The following is a 17,540-nucleotide window of genomic DNA, read 5'->3' on the forward strand; positions in this document are numbered from 1 at the left end:
GTCAGTCCACGCTGACCCGCATGCCGAGCAGCATCTGCGCCATGCCCTTGCCCATCGGGTCGGGCCGCAGCGAACTCGGTCCACCGCCGTCAAGTGCCTCCGTCAACAGGAAATTGAAGGCATGCAGGCCCGGCACCTCGTAGCGCGTGACGCTGCCCTTGACGAGGTGGGCGAGGTGCGCGCGCACCCGCTCGGGCGTGAGCTCGCGGCGCAGAATCGCCACGTCTTCGGGACGGCGCGCGATCACGGCGATGTTCGAGGTGTCGCCCTTGTCGCCGGAGCGCCCGTGGGCCAGTGAGATCAGCGCCGCGGTGCGCGCGCCCGGCCGCGGCATGGGCGCCGCATCGTCGGGTTCCGCACGCGGGACATGGCCGGGTGCCGGCACGGCCTGGCCATCGCAGGGAATCTCGATCGTCTCCTCGACTCCCGCGATCACCACGCGCGGCGCGGGCAACCTGTGCTTCGCCACCAGGCAGGAGAAAAGCCGAAAGCGCGGCTCGACGGCTGCGCGGCCGTTGAGGGTCAGGGCGCTGCCGCTGGTGGTGCCCGGCGCGAAGGACACGCCCGGCGCGCGCGCCTCGCGTGAAAAGATGTCCAGCGCCTCGGCACGCGCATGGGTCACGGCCACGCGCGCGACCGCCTCGCGCGGCGCGCCCGCCGCGGCGTGCGGACCGTAGCTGTCTTCCGCGCCGAGCACGGACACATGCGTCTTGTCGAAATCGCCCAGAGCCTTCTCCTGCAGCAGCGTGTGCACGCGCGCCAGCAGCGCCTCGCCGGTGCGGCGCGCCTTGGGCACCGCATCGATGCCGAACACCGACACCTGTGCCGTGCAGCGCCAGCCCTGCTGCCAGGTGGCCGACAGCTTGTAGGTCGGCGGCGGTGCCATGCCGCGCGCGCCCGTCACGTGCACCCGGTCGCGGCCTGCGGCCACGGCCGTGACCTGCGTGAAATCGCACACCACGTCGGGCAGCACGTAGCGCGACGGATCGCCCACTTCGTAGAGGATCTGCTCGCTCACCGTGGCCGGGGTCACGCACCCGCCCGTGCCCGGCGGCTTGGCGACGACGAAGCTGCCGTCGGCACTGCATTCGACGTAGGGATAGCCGATGTTCTCCCAGTCCGGCACCTCGGCCCAGTCGGTGAAGATGCCGCCGGTGGCCTGCGCGCCGCACTCGAGGAGGTGGCCGGCCAGCGAGCCCGCCGCCAGTCGGTCGTAGGCATCGGCGGTCCAGCCGAATTCATGCATCAGCACGCCGAGCGTGGTGGCGCTGTCGACGATGCGCCCGGTCACCACGATGTCCGCGCCGAGGCCGAGCGCGCGCGCGATCGGCAGTGCGCCCAGGTAGACGTTGGCGCTGTCGATGCCCGCGGGCATCGGGGTGCCTGCATAGAAGTCGAGGGTGCCTTCTTCGGCCAGCGCCGGCAGCAGCGGCAGGCTGTCGTCGCCTTCGATGAAGGCGACGCGCGGCGTGCAACCCAGTTCGCTGGCAAGGGCCTCGATGGCTGCCGCGCAGCCGCGCGGATTGAGCCCGCCGGCATTCGCCACCAGGCGGATGCCGCGCCGCATGCACTGCGGCAGGATCTCGCGCAGCGTGACCTCGACGAAGTCGGTGGCGTAGCCGAGTGCGGCATCGCGCTTGCGCGCCTGCGCGAAGCTCGACAGCGTCATCTCCGCGAGATAGTCGAACACGAGGTACTGCATGCCCTCGACGCTGGCGAGCTGGCGCGGCCCGATGATGCTGTCGCCGATGAAGGCACAGGCACCGCCGATCTTCACGGTGCGGGGTGTGGTTGTCATTGTTGGCGGTCCCTAGTCGAGCGTGATGGCGAGTTGCCGGATCACCTCGCCGTTGACCTTGGCCTCCGTGGCGATGAAGCGTGCGAGCGCTGCCGGCGTGCCGCCCACGGGCTCGGTGCTGATGGCCGCCAGCCGCGCGCGCAGGTCGTCGCCCTTCATCACGGCAGCGATCTCGGCGGCCAGCCGTTCGACGATGGCCGGCGGCGTGCGCGCCGGCGCGAGCACGCCGGCCCAGGCATAGGTCGCGAGCTCGGGATGGCCGAGCTCCTTGAGGCTCGGCACCTCGGGCAGCAGCGGCGAGCGCTCATGCCCCGTCACCGCGAGCGCCGCAAGCCGGCCCTGGCGGATGTGCGGGCCCATGGCCGAGATTGCGTCGAACATGAAGCCGACGCGCCCGCTCACGAGGTCGGTGGTCGCGTCGCTCGTGCCCTTGTAGGGCACATGCATGGCGCCCTTCATCGCGGTGGCGCGCGCGAAGCGTTCGCCCAGCAGGTGCGCGGCCGAGCCGACACCGCTGCTGGCGAAGCTCAGCGGTGCGCCCGCGTCGCGGCCGGCGCGCACCAGGTCGTCGAGCGTGCGGATGCCGGGGCGCGCGGTCACCAGCACCAGCGAGGTCCGCGTCAACTGCGAGACCGGCGCGAGGTCGGCGGGCCGGTACGGCAGGTTGCGGTAGAGCGACTGGTTGTTGGCATAGGCACCGATCGCCACCAGCAGCGTGTAGCCATCGGGAGCGGCCTTGGCCACGAGGTCGGTGCCCAGGATGCTGTTGGCGCCGGGCTTGTTGTCGATCACGATCGGCTGGCCCAGCCGCGCCGACAGCGCCTTCATCACGTCGCGCGCAATGATGTCGGTGTTGCCGCCGGCGGGGTAGGGCACCACCACGCGGATCGGGCGGCTGGGGTAGGCGTCCTGCGCGCTGGCCGTGGCGGCGCCGAGCAAGCCCGCGATGGCGAGGCTGGCCACGCGCAGCGCGGTCCGCGCCCGGTGAGCGAATGTCGGCATGTCTCTTGTCTCCGTTTGTTGTCGTCGTGCTGTCCGCATCGATTATGGAAATCGCGCGCGGCTGCAGCCAGTCCTATCATGGGGTTTTGCGATAACGGTTTGGAATCGCGCCATGCTGCTCAAGGACCTCCAGTCGTTCAGGATCGCCGCCGATTTCGGCAACCTGCACAGCGCCGCCGATGCGCTGGGCGTGACCCAGCCCGCGCTCTCCAAAGCGATCCAGCGGCTGGAGACCTCGCTCGGCGTGCGGCTGTTCGAGCGCACGCCGCGCGGCGTGGCGCTCACGGCCATCGGCCAGGCGCTGTATGCGCGCAACCTCCAGCTAGGGCAACTGGTCGACGACATCCACAACGAGGTGCAGGACCTGAAGACCGGGCAATCGGGCGAGCTTCGCATCGGCACCGTGCCGGCGATCGTCGAGTCGGTCATGACGCCGGTGCTTGCGTCCTTCCTCGGTGCGGCGCGCGATGTGCGATTCCAGGCGCATGTGCAGCTCAGCGGCGTGCTGATGCACCAGCTCGAGACGGGCCTGCTCGACTTCGCGGTGGCGGCGATGCAGCCCGAGACCCCGGCGGCGCTGTCGTGCGTGCTGCTCGGCGAGCAGCAGTCGTTCGTGGTCGCACGCAAGGGCCATCCGCTGCTGCGCCGGCCCTTCACGCTGCGCGACATGGCGGCGCAGCCGTGGGTGCTGCCGCCACCGAACATCGCGCTGCGCGCCTGGGTCGCGTCGATGTTCGATGAAGCGGGCATCGCCATGCCGGCTGCGTTCCTGCAGGCCGATGCATCGCCGGCCGTGTTTGCGCCGCTGGTGCGCGCAAGCAACCTGCTGACCGTGATGACGGCCGACTCGCTGGGCGCAAGCACCGGCGCCGGCCTGAGCGCCTTGCCGGCCCCGGCGCCGGTGTGGACGCTGCAGATCGGCCTGTTCTGGCGGCGCAATGCCTACTTCTCGTCGCTGATGCGGGACTTTCGCGACAAGGTGATCGAGGTATTCAGCGCGCGCGATGCGCAACTGCATCGGCGGCCGGCGCGCTGAGCGCCGGGCCCATGGCGCCGTGGCGCATCACCGCGAGCGCCTGATAGCGCGTGGTGACGCGCAGCTTGGCGTAGATGTTGCGCAGGTGCCATTTCACGGTTTCGCCCGACATGCCCAGCGCCCGCGCGATCTCCTTGTTGGGCAACGCCAGCGCGAGCTGCTGCATCACCTCCGCCTCGCGCGCGCTGAGTGCTTCGGGCGCCGCCGGCGCAGGGGCCAGGCCGGGCTTGCCGAGCGCGGCGCCGGCCAGCGGGCCCTGCCCGGCCGCCGCGCGCATCCGATCGGCATGGAACGAGAGCAAGGTGTCTTCCCTGGCCAGCGAGAGTGCGCCGTCGAGCAGTTCGCACACCGACGGATGCGCATCGAGCACGCTGCGCACCAGGCCGAGCCGTTGCGCGAGCCTGAGTCCCCGGAGTGCGCTCGCGGAGGCCAACTCGCCTTCGCCGAGCGCTTGCGCAACAGCCGCACGCTGGAACAGAAGCGCGGCGACGCGGCGCTGGCGGCCACGCGCCTCGCAGAGCGCGATCAGCGCATCGATCCGCCCTCGCGCGATTTCCAGCCGGCCCGCGTAGATGTGCGCGAGGATCTCCGCCCGCCGGGCGACGATGGCGATCTCGCTCAGCGCCGTGCTGTCGCTGCGTTCATGCAGCGCATGCAACTGTGCGATCTCGTCCCAGGTCGCATGCGCCTGCGCGGTCTCGTGCCGCGCCAGCTGCAGGCGCATGCGCTCGAGCAAGGCATAGCAGAGCAGCCGGTCGAGCCGCCGCGCGCGCGCATACATGCGCAACCCTTCGGCCACGCGCAACGCCGTGTCAAGCTGTCCCAGCACGGCATGGGAACGGCAGATGCCGAGCATGACGCGCAGCAGCGGATCGGGCAGCGAGTGGGTCATCAGCTCCGGCAGCCTCGCCTCCAGGGCCAGCACGCCCGCGAGATCGTTGATCTCATAAAGGGTCTCGCCGAGCAGGCCGATGGCGAGCACCTTCGGATCCAGGAACGCGCGGCCGCCAGGCTCCGCCTCGCGAAGCACCTCGCGATAGACATGCTCGGCCTTGCTCATGTGGCCCTCGAGTGCAAAGCTCAGGCCTTCCAGGCACCGGCCGCTGAGCGTGCCGAACAGCGTGCCGTGCGGTGCTTCGCGATGGCCGGCCGATCGTTGAAGGCGGCGGGCGTCCGCGTACTGGTTGCGGTAGATGCGAATCCACGACCAGACGTTGCGCTCGCCCGCGAGCGTGATCGGGTCGACGCGCAGGTCCTTGGTGCGCCGGGGCGCGCCGCGCAGCGCCGACTGCGCCGCATCGATGTCGTCCCGGAACATGGCGAGCCATCCGCGCAGAACGCACATGCGCCGCCGGGTGGTCGAATCGGCCGCACCGACATCGCCGTCGAGCGCGGCGAGCATGGCCTCGCAGGCGTCGAAGCGCTGCTCGGTCAGCGCGAGCAGCGCCACCCACAGCCGAAGCTGTGGCCGGTGGCGGGCTGCGGAGGCCGGCACGAGGCGAACCAGTTCAGCCAGTGCATCGTGCCGGCCCGACTGGAAGAGGGCGCCGGCCCAGGTCTCGACAAGGTCGGCTGCCCGGGCCAGGTCGCGACCCGCCACGGCTTGGCGGACCGCGTCCGCAGGGCGGCCTTGCGCGGCAAGGTACAGGCTCGCGATGCCATGCCAATGGCGGCGCTTCAACGCCTTCAGGCGTGCGAACCGGCGTTGGAGGACCGTGGCCATCATGGGATGAAAGCGCCACCAGCCGTCCGGCGAAGCCGCGTCGAGAAAGCCTGTGCGTGCGAGGCGATGGAGGAATTCGAGGGCTTCGGGCATCGACATGCCACCGGCCGCTGCGACAAGGCCCACATCGAAGGCCGCCGTGGCCGAGAGCACCGCCACGGTCCTGCGCTGGGCTTCGGTCCAGTCGGAGAAAACCTGCGTTTCCAGGCAGTGCGCGGCAGCTTCCGGCACGAGGTCGGCCGCTTCGCCCGACCGGGCGCCGCGCTGCAGCGCTTCGCAACTTGCCACCAGGCCCAGCGTCCAGCCGCGGCTAGCCTGCTGCAGGGCCGGGGCTTCGGTGTCGTAGCCCAGTCGGGACTGGACCAGCGCGTGGGCCTCGTCGTCGGACCAGCGCAGATCCGCCGCGCCGAGTTCGAGCAGTTGCCCGTGCATGCGCAAGCGCTCCAGGGGCAGCGCGAGGCCGTTGCGTGAAGCGAAGACGCATTGCAGTCGAGGCGGGGCGTAGTCGAGCAGCGGCTGCAGCGCGAGCAGCACCGAGGCGTCCGGGACGTGATCGAGGTGATCGATGACCAGCACCACCGGCTTCAGCGACGCGGCGGCATGGCGCATCGCCGTCACGGCGACGTCCAGCAGTTCGGAGAACGCGTCCCTGCTGCGCGCGCGCCGCCGCGGCGGCGGCGCCGGCCAGCACGGAAACTGCTCGGCACAGCGCGCGGCCATTTCAGCCGCCAGGCCGCGCGCGCTCGCGGCATCGACCCAGACCACCGTGCGTTGCGTGCGCAGCTGGCGTGACCACGCCGCCAGCAGCGCGGTCTTGCCGCTGCCGGCGGGCGCGGCGAGCACCACGCAGCGCCTGTCCTGCGCGCGCCGCAGCGCTTCGAACAGACGTGGCCGCGCGAAATGGGTCTCGGTGGTGTCGGGATGAACGGTCTTTCGCACGGCAAGGATTGTACGGATCCGGTGCTAACCCGACCCCCCGAAACGGGGGGGGCGCCGTGACGAAGGCAGCGCAAGAATCGGCACACAAGGACCATGCAACTGCAGGAGACATCGATTGAACCATCCACTCATCACGCGGCGTGGGGCCAACGCAATCGCGCTGGCCTGGCTGGCCGGCGCCGCGCTGCCTTCGCACGCGGCCGCCTATCCGGACCGCCCGGTAAAGATCGTCCTGGGCTTTGCGCCCGGCGGCGCGACCGACGGCCTCGCCCGTGTGCTGGCGCGCAAGCTCGGCGAGCGCATGGGCCAGCAGTTCGTCGTCGACAACAAGCCGGGTGCGGCCACCCGCATCGGCATGGAATTCATGCAGAAGGCACCGCCCGACGGCTACACGCTCGGCCTGGCCACGGCCGTGACCACCACGTTTCCGCTGATGTTCGAGAACCTGGCATTCGCGCCCGGCAAGGACTTCGTTGCGATCAGCATGCTGGGCCGTGCACCCACCTTCCTCATGGTGCGCCACGACCTGCCGGCCAAGGACTATGCCGGGTTCGTGGCCCTCGGCAAGAAGACCGGCCAGCTCACGCTGGGCCATCCGGGAAACGGAAGCAATCCGCACATCGCCGGCCTGGCGCTCGCGCGCGCCGCGGGCATGCCGGTCGTCGCCGTGCCGTACAAGGGAACGCAGCCCACGGCCACGGCAGTGGGCGCGGGCGAGGTCGATTTCGCGATGATGGAATATGCCGTGGCGCGGCCGATGCTGGAAGCCGGCAAGGTGCGCCTGTTGGCGGTCACGGAGCCGGCGCGATCGCGCATCCGGCCCGAGGTGCCGACCGGCCGCGAGGCCGGCATCACGCAGGACATCGAAGGCCTGACCCCGTGGTTCATGCTGCTGGCCCCTGCGGGCACGCCTCCAGCCGTGGTGGATGCGCTCAATCGCCAGGTGCGCGAGGCGCTCGCGGACAAGGAGGTGCGCGAGCAGTTGGCCAACCTCGGCGTGGAGCCCGAATCGAGCACGCCGGGCGAGGCCTCTGCGTACTTCATGGCACAGCGCCAGCGCATCGCCCGCCTGGCCGCCGAGCTCCAGCTCTCGCTGAAGTCCTGAAAGACCGGGAGTGACCGCACCGACCTTCCAGGCGGCATCGCTGCGCGTGAGCGGCGAGGTTGCCGAATTCGTCCACACCCGGCCCGAGGCGCGCAACCCGCTGGGGCAGGCGCTTCGTGAAGACTACGTCCGTCTGCTCGACTGGATGGGTTCCGGCGGCAGGGCGGTCCGTGCGCTGGTGCTGCGCGGCGCCGGCGGCAGCTTCAGCGCCGGCGGCGATGTGCGCGAGATGGCGGCCCGGCTGCAGAACCCGCAGCAGCACACGCCCGAGCAGACCGAGGCGCGCATCGCGTCGGCCAACCGCTGGTTGCAGCAACTGCTCGGGCTCGATGCCGTGGTCATCGCGGCCGTCGACGGCCCGGCGTTCGGCGGGGGCTTCAGCCTCGCGCTGCATGCGGACCTGGTGCTCGCCACGCCACGGGCGCGTTTTTGCATGTCGTTCACGCGCGTCGGCGCGGTGCCCGACTTCGGCGCGCACTGCCTGTTGCCGCGGGTGGTCGGCCTGGGCGTCGCCCGCGACCTGCTGCTCACCGCGCGCTCCATCGATGCCGAAGAGGCCAGGCGCCTGGGCATCGTGCACGCGGTCCATCCGGTCGATCAGCTGCCGGAGTGCGCCCTGGCGGCGGCCCGGCAGCTGGCGCGCGGCCCGCGCGACGTGTTCGCCGCGACCAAGCAGCTGCTGCAGCGCAGCCACGACGCGGACTACCTTGCCCTCGGCGACATGGAGGCGCATGCCCAGGGCCTTGCCATGGCCGCGCCCTATCACCACGACGCGGCCCGCCGCTTTCGCGACAGGCAGCCGCTCGCCTACGACTGGGACCGCGATGCCGCCGCGCCCGGCACCGACAAAAAACGACCAGATGGAACCCCCGCAACGTGATTGACGCTTCTTCCTTCCCTGATTCTTTTTCCCCTTGTGCGCCACGCACCGCACGCGGCGGGCCGCTGGCCGGGCTTCGGGTCATCGACATCGCCACCATCGTGGCGGCACCGACGGCCGCCGCATTGCTCAGCGACTATGGCGCCGACGTCCTGAAGGTCGAGCTGCCGGGCGCAGGCGACGGACTGCGCACCTTCGCCCCGTTCAAGGACGGAAGGTCGCTGTGGTGGAAGGTACTCAACCGCGACAAGCAGCTGGTCTCGCTGGACCTGCGCAAACCGGAGGGCAGGGTGCTGTTCCTGCGCCTGGTCGAGGAGGCCGATGTGCTGGTGGAGAACTTCCGGCCCGGCACGCTCGACGGCTGGGGCCTGGACGCGCAGACGCTGCGCAAGGCGCAGCCGCGGCTCGTGATCCTGCGCGCCACGGCCTTCGGACAGGACGGCCCGTACAAGGACAAGCCGGGCTTTGCGCGCATCTTCGAGGCCATGGGCGGCATGGCCTACATCAGCGGCGAGCCCGACGGAGAGCCGATGCATGTCGGCTATCCCATCGGCGATTCGATCGGCGGCCTCTTCGGTGCGCTCGGCGTCATGTCGTCGCTGTGGAAGCTCGCGCGCGACCCGCTGGCCAAGGGAGAGGACATCGACCTGTCGATGACCGAAGGCGTGCTCAAGCTGCTGGACTTCCTGACGCTCAAGCAGGATCTGCTCGGCACCACGCACGAGCGCTCGGGCAACGTGAGCCAGTACGCGGCGCCCACCGGCGTGTACCGCACGCGCGACGGCCATTGGGTGTCGCTGTCTGGCAGCACCAACGCGCTCTATGCGGCGAACTGCCGGGCCATCGGGCGGCCCGAGCTGATCGACGAACCGCGCTTTCGGCATAACGTGGACCGCTGCGCGCATGCGGGGGAGATCAACGGGATCTTCCGCGACTGGTTTGCGGCGCACGACCTCGACCATGTGCTCGCACGCTTCGAAGCCTGCGGCGGCACGATCGCGCCGGTCTATTCGTCGCAGCAGATCGTGGACGACGCCCAGGTCAAGGCGCGCGGATTCCTGCAGCCGGTCGACGACGAGGACTTCGGACGCGTTCGCATCCCGGGCGTGGTGCCGCGCTTCAGCAACCATCCCTGCACCATCTCGCAGACCGCGCGCGGCATCGGCGCGGACAACGCGGCCGTGTTCAAACGGCGGCTCGGGCTCAGCGACGAGCAGCTCGACCGCCTCGCCGAACAGAGGGTGATCTGATGGAAGCCATCCACAGCCACCGCGAGGGCGGGGTGCTGGTGCTGGAGATCGACCGCATCGCCCGGCGCAACGCCATCGACCTTGCGATGTTCGGTGCGCTGGCCGAGGCCTTGTGCGCCGCGCAGGACCAGGTCGACACCCGCGCCGTGCTCTTGTGCGGCGCGGGCGAGGGCTTCACCGCAGGCCACGACCTGCAGGCCTTTGCGCAGTGGCCGCAGGCCGCGCACGATCCGGTCCCCCGGTTTCTTCATGCGCTCGCCGCGTTGCGCAAGCCGCTGGTGATTGCGGTGCATGGCTTTGCGGTCGGCATCGGTGCGACGGCGCTGCTGCACGCCGACTGGGTGCTCGCCGAGCCCGACGCGGTCTTGCGGTTCCCCTTCGTCGACCTGGGCATCGCGCCCGAGGCCGGCGCGAGCCTGCTGCTGGCGCCGGCCGTCGGAACGCTGCGCGCGCGGCAGTTGCTGCTCGGCGGCGGCCCGATCACCGCGCGCGAGGCCTGCGCCTGGGGACTGGTCACCGAGCTGGTTCCGCGCGCCGAACTCCGTGGCGCCGCCATGGCGCGCGCGCGCGAGCTCGCGGACAAGCCGCAGGGCATGGTCAGGCGCATCAAGGACTGGCTCGCGCCGGCGGATGCGCTGCATGCGCGGATCGACGAGGAGATCGAAGCCATCAACCAGGCCGTGCGCGAGCGCCGGCCGTCATCCGTGTCCCATCCATGAAGCAGGCCCACATCGTCTACTGCCATCCCGAGCCGAAATCGTTCGTCCACGCGATGAGCCGCACCGCGCGCGATGCGCTCGAGCGCTCCGGCTGGTCCGTGACGCAATCGGATCTCTATGCCAAGGGCTTCAATCCCGTGGCCGGGGCCGGTGACTTCGAAAACCGCAGCGATCCCTCGCACCTGGTGTATTCGCTCGAGCAGCGCCATGCGCGCGCGCAGGGCACGCTGGCGCCCGACATCGTGGAGGAACTCGAGCCCGTGCTGGCGGCCGACCTGCTCGTGCTCGCCTTTCCGGTTTTCTGGTTCTCGGCGCCCGCGATGCTGAAGGGATGGTTCGACCGCGTGCTGTTGTCGGGCACCTTCTATGGCGGGCGGCGCGTGTACGACCGTGCGGGCATGGCGGGCCGACGCGCGATGGTTCTGACCTCGCTCGGTGGAAGGGCGCACATGTTCGGCACCGATGCGGTCCACGGCGAGCTGCCGATGGGCATGCTGCGGCATGTGATGCAGGGAACGCTGGGCTATGTCGGGTATTCGGTGCTCGAGCCCTTCATCGCCTACCACGTGCCCTACGTGAGCGACGAGGAGCGCCGGCAGATGCTGTCGTCGCTCGATGCGGCCGTGGCCAATCTGGCCGAGCGGCCATTGCTCTCGATGCCCTCGCTGGAAAGTTTCGACGAGCAGTTCCGCCCGATAGGCAGCGGCCAGTTGCCCGGGGTGTAGTGGGGCAGCGCCGTGCGCAGATGGCGCGCTGGCTGCGCGCCGGCTCCGACGCCGCCAGGTGAAGGGCACCTACGATGCGACCGTGCGCTGCTGGCCAAGCTCCCGGCTTCCGATAGCACCGCCGGGGGAGACTGCATGAAGACCAGCGCCAGCACACCACACACTGCCGCAGAGAACGCGCTGCTGGTCTGTCCGGGCTGGGACGACCATGGCAGGCCGCAGTACGAGAAGCTCAGGAACGAACTCGCGGGCCGGGGCTGGGCCTGCCGGCGCGCGCGGCTGCCCGACGCCACCTGGCGCGACGAGGAGCGCGCAGGCATCGTGCCGCGCGACAGCCTCGACCAGGTGGTGGAAGACCACGATGCACTGGTGCACGCCATGGACCGCCCGCCGCGCCGCGTCGCGGTGCTCGGCTTCAGCTACGGCGGCTACATGGCCGCACTACTCACTTCGGTGCGGCGCGTCGACCTGCTCGTGCTGCGCTCGCCGGCGCTCTACCCCGACCGCGACTGGACCGAGGAGAAGGAACAACTCGATGCGGCGAAGCTGCGCGACTTCAGGATGCGGCCGCATGCGCCTTCGGACAACCGCGCGCTGGCCTGCTGCGCATCGTTCGAAGGCGATGTGCTGCTTGCCGCGTCCGAGCACGACGAGGTGATCCCACCCCCGGTGATCGAAAGCTACCGCCGCGCCTTCGGCCGTTCCCGTTCGCTGGCCTTCTTCATGGTGCCTGGTGCGGACCACGCGCTCACAGCCGAAAGCCACAAGGCCGCGTACCACCGGCGCGTGGTCGACTGGTTGCAGGCCGTGCCGACCCCGTGAGCGGAATCCGTCCGACACGCCGCCATCGTGTGGCCGGCCAGTGTGGAACGCCTGAGCGGGCAGCGCGCCACGGCCACCGCGCCACGGCCACCGCGCTTACAGCCCGGGCAGCTTGCTGGCCTGCCTGACCCAGTCGGCGAACTGGTCTCCGTCGAACGGCGCGTCCTCATGGATGTCGAGATAGCGAACCTCGGCCTGCTTGGATGTGCCCGGCGGCACCGGGTCGAGCAACGCACCGCGGAAGAACGCCACCTTGAGGTAGCGCGTGAACGCATGGATGCCGAGGAACCAGCCGTTGGCCTCGGTGCCGTAGTGCGGCGAGTTCCACTTGACGGCCTTCTTCACGTCGGGAAGGGTGCGCACGATCACTGCGTCGAGGCGCTCGGCGAGCGGGCGCTTCCAGCTCGGCAGCGCGGCGATGTAGGCCTGCACGGGCGCGTCGCCTTCGCCTTTGGGGATCTGGGGATTGCCGCCCGAGAGCAGGCGCGGCTGGGTGGTCGCTGCGTCGGGCGCCGGCGGCTTTGCGGCGGGCTTCTTGCGTGCGGGATCGGCCATGGTGCTCCTCATGCTTTTGCCGGAACGGGGCGGCAGTTCGGACTGTATCGCTAGCCGCGGCCGAGGGGGTCGGCGGCGATCGCGTGTGCCAGGGCCTCGATGCCCCGTGCGAGCCCATCTTCCGCACGCATGCGCGCGCCCAGCGCCGCCGCGCGTTCGCGCACCTCGGGCTGCTCGGCAAAGGCGATGCCGCGCGCGAGCGCGTCCGCATCGATGCGGCTGCCTGACACCGCCGCAGGCGCCACGCCCGCCAGCGCGAGCCGGTGTGCCCAGAAGAACTGGTCGCCCGCGAACGGCACCACCACCGACGGCACGCCCGCGCGCGCGGCCGAATGCGTGGTGCCCGAGCCGCCGTGATGCACCACCAGCGCCATGCGCGCAAAAAGCCAGTCGTGCGGCGTGTCGCCCACCACATGAAAGTTGGGCGGCAGGCCCTGCGTGTCGAAGCCGCTCCAGCCCGGGTTGAGCACCACGCGCCGCCCCGCGGCCGCGGCCAACACCACCTGGCGCAGGCGGTCCGCGTCGAAGCCCGTCATGCTGCCGAAGCCGATGTAGACCGGCGCTTCGCCCGCGCCGAGAAAGGCGCTCAGCGTCGCGGGCGGCTGCCAGTCGGAACTCGCGGGCGCGAGCCACTGGCCGCAGACCTGCGCATTGGAGGGCCAGTCGGCGGGCCGCGGCAGCAGGCTCGGCGAATAGCCGTAGATCGTCGGATGCGTGGTCCACAGGCGCCGGCGCGGCGGCAGGCCGCAGGCCTCGGCGCGCGCGGCATTCACCGCGGCCCGGAACGACCGCCACAGCATCGTGTTGACGAGGTGGTGGCTGGCGCGGTTGAGGAAGCGCGGCACGCGCGCGGGCGGTATGAAGGGCGTTGCGAACTCGCGCGTGGGCGTGAGCGGGAACATGCCCGCGCCCACGGCCGGCACGCCGAGCGCCTCGGCCGCCGAGAGCCCCACGAAGGCGGCGAGCCCCGAGCAGACCACGGCATCGCAGCCGCGCGCGGTCTCGACCGTCTGGCGGAGCCACGCCGTGGCATGCGTGTTGGCGATCGCGGCCAACGCCTTGGCGGCCGCGCTCGGGCGTTCGCTGTGCGCCACCACGTTCGCGATCGCGCCGCTCGCACCGAGCGCGCCACGGATGTCGCCCGCAAGCGCCTGCGTGCGCACGCCGAGCCGCTGCGCGGCGCCCAGCGTGGCCGCATCGGCCAGCAGCACCGACGCATGGCCGGCCTGGTCGAGCGCATGGCACAGCGCCGCGAGCGGGCGCGCGTCGCCCTCGGTGCCATAGGTGAGCACGGCGATCTTCATGCGGCGCGCCTCCTCTGCGGCGCCTTGGCGGTGCCACGGGCACCGTCGACGAACAGCGCGACGATGGCCTCGAACTCCTCGGCCAGCACCAGCCCCGGCAAGGTCAGCCAGCGCATCAGCGCGCCGAAGTAGAGGTGGTGCAGCAGCGAGGCGAGGTGCTCGGCGGCGAGATCGCTGCGCAGCGTGCCGTCCTCTTGTGCCTGGGCGATCAGCTGCGCGAACAGGCCCGCGAGATCGCGCGGGCGGTCTTCGGTCTTCCCACCGCCTTCGAGCTCGTCCTCGATGTTGAGGAAGCGGAAGCGGAAGTAGTCGAGCAGGTAGGCGCGGTGGCGCTCGGACCACCGGGCCGATGCACCGAGCAGCTCGCGCAGCCGCGGCGCAAAGGCACCCGGCTGCGCCACCACCTCGGCCAGCCGCTCGGTGTCGGCCGCGAGCTGCATGTGCACCCAGTGCGCGAGGATCGCCTCCTTGGTGGCGAAATGGTTGTAGAGGGTGCCCTTGGCCACGTCGGCTGCGAGCGCGATCTGTTCCATCGTGGTGGCGTCGTAGCCGGCGGACTCGAAGAGCCGCATCGCGGTGGCGGCGACATGGTCGAGCGTCTGGGCGCGCCGTCGTTCGCGGCGGCCGGGGAGTTCCGGAGCAGGCAAGAAGGTGGTTCCAAAAAAATTGAACGTCGTACAAGTTTATACGACGTTCGGAATTGTGTTGCAAGGCTTCGCGGGAGCCCCGTCAAAGAGCCCCATGGCAGACCGCCCCGGTGCGAAATATGCATTCGGGGACAATAGACACCGCGCGCCATTCCCTCGCTTCCTTGAATTCCTGTCTCAGAGCCTCCCGTTTTGCTTTTTTCGAACGCGTCCCCCGACTTTCCCGCAGCACAGCCCCATGCGCCCTCCGGCGCCGCCTGCTGATCCCCCGATGCAAGCGATGTTGTCTTCTGCCGGCCCAGTGCTGGTGTTCATGGCCTGCGTGGCGCTGGCCACCTATGCGCAGAACCTCACGGGCTTTGCGTTCAGCCTGATCCTGCTCGGGCTGGTGTCGGTGTTCCATGTCGCGAGCGTGAGCGATGCCGCCAACGCGGCAATGGTGCTGACGCTGACCAACGCCTGGACCTACTTTCGCGCGCGTCCGGGCGTGGTGCCGTGGCGGCTGATGAAGCCGGCGCTCAGCGGCAGCACCGTGGGCGTGCTCGCCGGCCTCATGCTGCTGGCGTGGCTCAGCGGCGGTGCGGTCGACTGGCTGCGCGGGCTGCTGGGCGTTTCGATTCTCGGCTGCGCGCTGCTGCTGATGCTGCAGGCACGGCCGCTGCCCGCGGTGTCGGGGGCTGCAAGCTTCTCGGTGATCGGCGCGCTGTCAGGGCTGCTCGGTGGGCTGTTCTCGAGCTCGGGCCCGCCGATCGTCTTCCACATGTACCGTCAACCACTCGACCGCGAGCTGGTGCGGCGCGGGCTGCTGCTGATGTTCGCGTTCAACTCGCTTGTGCGGCTGGTGGTCGTGGTGGCAACGGGCCACTTCTCTGCGCGCTCGGCGCTGCTCGCGGGCTGCGCGGTGCCGGTGGTCTATGGCGTGACGCGGCTGCACCACCGGCTGCCGAACAAGCTGAATCCGCGCACGCTCAAGTGGATCGTGGGCGGGCTGCTAGGAGTGGCCGGCTCGACGCTGGTCGCCACCTCGTGGATCGCGATCGCGCAGGGCTGAAGCAGCTTGCGCTCAACGGCCGCCGGTGAAGTAGCGTGCCGTCGACATCATCCGGACGCTCTTCGTTGCGTTGACCGACGGGGTGTGCAGCAGGCGCATGTCCATCAGGAACACGTCGCCCGCGCGGCCCGACATCTCGAGGATGCTGAGTCCGCGCTCCTGCAGCCGCGCCTCGAGCGCGTCCGCGGTCTTGAGCAGCGCGCGCAGGTTCGGCGCCTGCGCCTTGTTGCCGGCTGCCTCCCGATGCGAGCCCGCGAGCGCCAGCGTCGCGCCGCCCTGCGGCGCCACGTCGTCGATCAGCACGAAGACCTGGATGCCCGGCAGGCGATCGGGCGGATCGGCCGCCACGTCCACATGCCAGTTCAGCCGGTCGAGTGACCATTGGCCCTGGTGCGGCGGCGAGAGCAGCAGCTGCATGCCGCCCGACGGCGAGAGTGGGCCTTGCGCCAGGCCGCGCAGGATGGCCAGTAGCTCGGGCGTGACCATCGCCTCCTCGAGGCCCGGGATCTTCACCAGCGTGGAAAGCCGCGCGATCTGCTGGAACGGTGTCAGGCCCGCGAGCGGGCTGCCGCCGCGGTGGTGCTTCCGGTCGCTCCCGAGGCCCAGGCGCGAGAGCGCGGCCTGCACCTGGCGGCGCAGCGATGCCATGCGTTTTGCCGGGTGGAAGCCTGCGAGGCGCACATGGCCGTGCGCGTCAAATGCGTCGACGAGCGCCGGCTCGATCATGGCTGCGACGCGGGCGGCATCGGAAGGTCGAAGTGCAGCACGTCCTCGCGCACGCCGAGCTTCGAATACAGCGCGACCGCGGGTTCGTCGGGCGGATCGGCCTGCACGAAGACCACCCAGGCGCCGCGCGACTGGCCGATGCGCTGCAGCGCGCGGATCAGTTCAGTGGCCACGCCCTTGCGCCGGTGCGACTCGGCCACCGCAAGGTCGTAGATGTAGATCTCGCTGCGCTCCTGCTCAAACTTCTTGAGCTCGTAGGCCGCCAGTCCGCCGATCACCTGCTCGCCCTCGCAGGCCGCGAGCGCGATGAAGGCATCGCCCGCGAGCAGCTGCCGAAGGTATTCGGGCCGGGGTCGGCGTGCTGTGTAGGTCTCGGGGTCATCGAAGGCTTGACCGAACATGGTGAGCAGGCCGTTCATCAACCGCTCGTCTTCCGCCGCGAGCTGGCGGACGGTGAAGTGGGGTGTCGTGGACATGGGCGGATGGTAGTGCAGCGGCAGAATGGCGCGCACGTCGGCTCCCCACGGCCGTGGTGCAGTTGGCGCGTGCGTGCTTTCAAAAAAAGCAGCCGGGCGATGAGTCAATCATCCCCGGCTGCTGCAGTTCGTTCTTCGAAGGCATCGCGTTGCGCCTGGCTTCGGCGATGGCCGAGGCTGGCGCTGCGATCCGGGCGGGTAGGCCCTCTTCGACAACGTTTCCCCGCGGGGACAGGCCGATGCGGCCTGTCCCTGGGGGCTGTCGTTCTTCTCCTCTTGTTGTCCTTTCGTCCTTAGCCGAGCAGGCCGTGCAGGATGCTCGACACCGGCGTCAGCACGCTGTTGCCGCCCGCGACCTGATCGACCAGGCTGGTGATCGGGGTCACGGCGTCGGTCAGCGCCGGCGCAGCTTGTTCCACCGTGTCGACCAGACCCGCAACGGTCTCGACCACCGGCGCCAGCGTGGTGCCCGTACCGGCCAGGATGTCGGTCACGGGCTGGGCCACTTCGGAGACGGTGCCGATCACCGGCGCCAGGGTTTCTGCCGCGCTGCCAACCGTGTCGAACACCGGTTCGAGGATGTTGGCCACTGCGCCGCCGCCGAGCAGGTCGCCACCGAGCAGGCCGCCGAGGAGGTCACCACCGAGCAGGCCGCCGACGATGCCGTCTTCGCCAAGCACGCCGCCCAGCAGGTCGCCGCCAAGGAGGTCGCCACCGAGCAGGCCGCCGACGATGCCGTCTTCGCCAAGCACGCCGCCGAGCAGGTCACCGCCGAGGAGGTC

At 70.4% G+C, this 17,540-nt stretch carries 16 protein-coding genes and 1 pseudogene; 8 read left to right on the forward strand and 9 right to left on the reverse strand.

What is annotated here, in order from left to right:
* Position 1 precedes the first annotated feature (1 nt).
* Both AC3A6J_RS12830 and AC3A6J_RS12835 read right to left on the reverse strand, forming a co-directional pair.
* Positions 2 to 1,798 carry an acyclic terpene utilization AtuA family protein gene (locus AC3A6J_RS12830; RefSeq protein WP_487860326.1) on the reverse strand — a complete coding sequence of 599 codons (1,797 nt, stop codon included), beginning with the start codon at positions 1,796 to 1,798 and terminating at the stop codon, positions 2 to 4.
* A 12-nt stretch (positions 1,799 to 1,810) separates the two neighbouring features.
* The gene (locus tag AC3A6J_RS12835; protein WP_487860327.1) at positions 1,811 to 2,800 is read right to left on the reverse strand and encodes a Bug family tripartite tricarboxylate transporter substrate binding protein; all 990 of its coding nucleotides are present in this window, start codon (positions 2,798 to 2,800) and stop codon (positions 1,811 to 1,813) included.
* Between the two features lie 112 nt (positions 2,801 to 2,912).
* Between AC3A6J_RS12835 and AC3A6J_RS12840 the strand changes: the two genes are divergently transcribed.
* Positions 2,913 to 3,836 carry a LysR family transcriptional regulator gene (locus AC3A6J_RS12840; protein ID WP_487860328.1) on the forward strand — a complete coding sequence of 308 codons (924 nt, stop codon included), beginning with the start codon at positions 2,913 to 2,915 and terminating at the stop codon, positions 3,834 to 3,836.
* Here AC3A6J_RS12840 and AC3A6J_RS12845 read toward each other — a convergent pair.
* A complete protein-coding gene (locus tag AC3A6J_RS12845) occupies positions 3,793 to 6,498 on the reverse strand; it encodes a LuxR C-terminal-related transcriptional regulator (RefSeq protein WP_487860329.1) in 2,706 nt (901 codons plus the stop codon). The genes AC3A6J_RS12840 and AC3A6J_RS12845 overlap by 44 nt on opposite strands.
* A gap of 115 nt (positions 6,499 to 6,613) precedes the next feature.
* Between AC3A6J_RS12845 and AC3A6J_RS12850 the strand changes: the two genes are divergently transcribed.
* The 6 genes from AC3A6J_RS12850 to AC3A6J_RS12875 all read left to right on the forward strand — a co-directional run bounded on the left by AC3A6J_RS12850 (position 6,614) and on the right by AC3A6J_RS12875 (position 11,999).
* Entirely contained in the window at positions 6,614 to 7,603 is a 990-nt protein-coding gene (locus tag AC3A6J_RS12850; RefSeq protein WP_487860330.1) for a Bug family tripartite tricarboxylate transporter substrate binding protein, read from the forward strand.
* A gap of 10 nt (positions 7,604 to 7,613) precedes the next feature.
* Entirely contained in the window at positions 7,614 to 8,483 is an 870-nt protein-coding gene (locus AC3A6J_RS12855; protein WP_487860331.1) for an enoyl-CoA hydratase/isomerase family protein, read from the forward strand.
* A complete protein-coding gene (locus tag AC3A6J_RS12860; protein WP_487860332.1) occupies positions 8,480 to 9,733 on the forward strand; it encodes a CaiB/BaiF CoA transferase family protein in 1,254 nt (417 codons plus the stop codon). Before AC3A6J_RS12855 ends, AC3A6J_RS12860 begins: the two co-directional genes overlap by 4 nt.
* Positions 9,733 to 10,452 carry an enoyl-CoA hydratase-related protein gene (locus AC3A6J_RS12865; RefSeq protein WP_487860333.1) on the forward strand — a complete coding sequence of 240 codons (720 nt, stop codon included), beginning with the start codon at positions 9,733 to 9,735 and terminating at the stop codon, positions 10,450 to 10,452. The genes AC3A6J_RS12860 and AC3A6J_RS12865 overlap by 1 nt, the downstream gene beginning before the upstream one ends.
* Positions 10,449 to 11,177, forward strand: coding sequence for an NAD(P)H-dependent oxidoreductase (locus AC3A6J_RS12870; RefSeq protein WP_487860334.1), 729 nt, complete (start codon positions 10,449 to 10,451; stop codon positions 11,175 to 11,177). The genes AC3A6J_RS12865 and AC3A6J_RS12870 overlap by 4 nt, the downstream gene beginning before the upstream one ends.
* Before the next feature lie 135 nt (positions 11,178 to 11,312).
* Positions 11,313 to 11,999, forward strand: a complete 687-nt coding sequence (locus tag AC3A6J_RS12875) for an alpha/beta hydrolase (protein ID WP_487860335.1) — start codon at positions 11,313 to 11,315, stop codon at positions 11,997 to 11,999.
* A gap of 96 nt (positions 12,000 to 12,095) precedes the next feature.
* On the opposite strand, the gene AC3A6J_RS12880 is transcribed toward AC3A6J_RS12875, so the two are convergent.
* From AC3A6J_RS12880 to AC3A6J_RS12890, 3 genes are read right to left on the reverse strand one after another with little or no spacing between them, the layout of a single operon-like run.
* Positions 12,096 to 12,554, reverse strand: coding sequence for a DUF1801 domain-containing protein (locus AC3A6J_RS12880; RefSeq protein ID WP_487860336.1), 459 nt, complete (start codon positions 12,552 to 12,554; stop codon positions 12,096 to 12,098).
* A gap of 50 nt (positions 12,555 to 12,604) precedes the next feature.
* A complete protein-coding gene (locus AC3A6J_RS12885; protein ID WP_487860337.1) occupies positions 12,605 to 13,858 on the reverse strand; it encodes a glycosyltransferase in 1,254 nt (417 codons plus the stop codon).
* Positions 13,855 to 14,505, reverse strand: coding sequence for a TetR/AcrR family transcriptional regulator (locus tag AC3A6J_RS12890; RefSeq protein ID WP_487860338.1), 651 nt, complete (start codon positions 14,503 to 14,505; stop codon positions 13,855 to 13,857). The genes AC3A6J_RS12885 and AC3A6J_RS12890 overlap by 4 nt, the downstream gene beginning before the upstream one ends.
* A 280-nt stretch (positions 14,506 to 14,785) precedes the next feature.
* Here AC3A6J_RS12890 and AC3A6J_RS12895 point away from each other — a divergent pair, with 280 nt between their 5' ends.
* Positions 14,786 to 15,556 carry a TSUP family transporter gene (locus AC3A6J_RS12895; RefSeq protein WP_487860339.1) on the forward strand — a complete coding sequence of 257 codons (771 nt, stop codon included), beginning with the start codon at positions 14,786 to 14,788 and terminating at the stop codon, positions 15,554 to 15,556.
* Between the two features lie 12 nt (positions 15,557 to 15,568).
* Here AC3A6J_RS12895 and AC3A6J_RS12900 read toward each other — a convergent pair whose 3' ends face one another.
* From AC3A6J_RS12900 to AC3A6J_RS12910, 3 genes and pseudogenes are all read right to left on the reverse strand, one after another.
* Positions 15,569 to 16,282 (reverse strand): phytanoyl-CoA dioxygenase family protein, encoded by a 714-nt coding sequence (locus AC3A6J_RS12900; RefSeq protein ID WP_487860340.1) that lies wholly within the window; start codon positions 16,280 to 16,282, stop codon positions 15,569 to 15,571.
* On the reverse strand, positions 16,279 to 16,758 hold the full coding sequence (locus AC3A6J_RS12905) for an AAC(3)-I family aminoglycoside N-acetyltransferase (protein ID WP_487860341.1): 480 nt from the start codon (positions 16,756 to 16,758) through the stop codon (positions 16,279 to 16,281). Before AC3A6J_RS12905 ends, AC3A6J_RS12900 begins: the two co-directional genes overlap by 4 nt.
* Positions 16,759 to 17,051: 293 nt before the next feature.
* Positions 17,052 to 17,540: pseudogene (locus AC3A6J_RS12910) on the reverse strand (hypothetical protein); the annotation flags it as partial.

This window comes from Variovorax sp. Soil_C_39 (assembly GCF_057656815.1).

Excerpts from the sequence above, each read along its gene's own strand:
- AC3A6J_RS12830 (WP_487860326.1), bottom strand. The coding sequence starts at position 1,798 with ATGACAACCACACCCCGCACCGTGAAGATCGGCGGTGCCTGTGCCTTC.
- AC3A6J_RS12835 (WP_487860327.1), bottom strand. The coding sequence starts at position 2,800 with ATGCCGACATTCGCTCACCGGGCGCGGACCGCGCTGCGCGTGGCCAGC.
- AC3A6J_RS12840 (WP_487860328.1), top strand. The coding sequence starts at position 2,913 with ATGCTGCTCAAGGACCTCCAGTCGTTCAGGATCGCCGCCGATTTCGGC.
- AC3A6J_RS12865 (WP_487860333.1), top strand. The coding sequence starts at position 9,733 with ATGGAAGCCATCCACAGCCACCGCGAGGGCGGGGTGCTGGTGCTGGAG.
- AC3A6J_RS12870 (WP_487860334.1), top strand. The coding sequence starts at position 10,449 with ATGAAGCAGGCCCACATCGTCTACTGCCATCCCGAGCCGAAATCGTTC.
- AC3A6J_RS12875 (WP_487860335.1), top strand. The coding sequence starts at position 11,313 with ATGAAGACCAGCGCCAGCACACCACACACTGCCGCAGAGAACGCGCTG.
- AC3A6J_RS12880 (WP_487860336.1), bottom strand. The coding sequence starts at position 12,554 with ATGGCCGATCCCGCACGCAAGAAGCCCGCCGCAAAGCCGCCGGCGCCC.
- AC3A6J_RS12885 (WP_487860337.1), bottom strand. The coding sequence starts at position 13,858 with ATGAAGATCGCCGTGCTCACCTATGGCACCGAGGGCGACGCGCGCCCG.
- AC3A6J_RS12895 (WP_487860339.1), top strand. The coding sequence starts at position 14,786 with ATGTTGTCTTCTGCCGGCCCAGTGCTGGTGTTCATGGCCTGCGTGGCG.
- AC3A6J_RS12900 (WP_487860340.1), bottom strand. The coding sequence starts at position 16,282 with ATGATCGAGCCGGCGCTCGTCGACGCATTTGACGCGCACGGCCATGTG.
- AC3A6J_RS12905 (WP_487860341.1), bottom strand. The coding sequence starts at position 16,758 with ATGTCCACGACACCCCACTTCACCGTCCGCCAGCTCGCGGCGGAAGAC.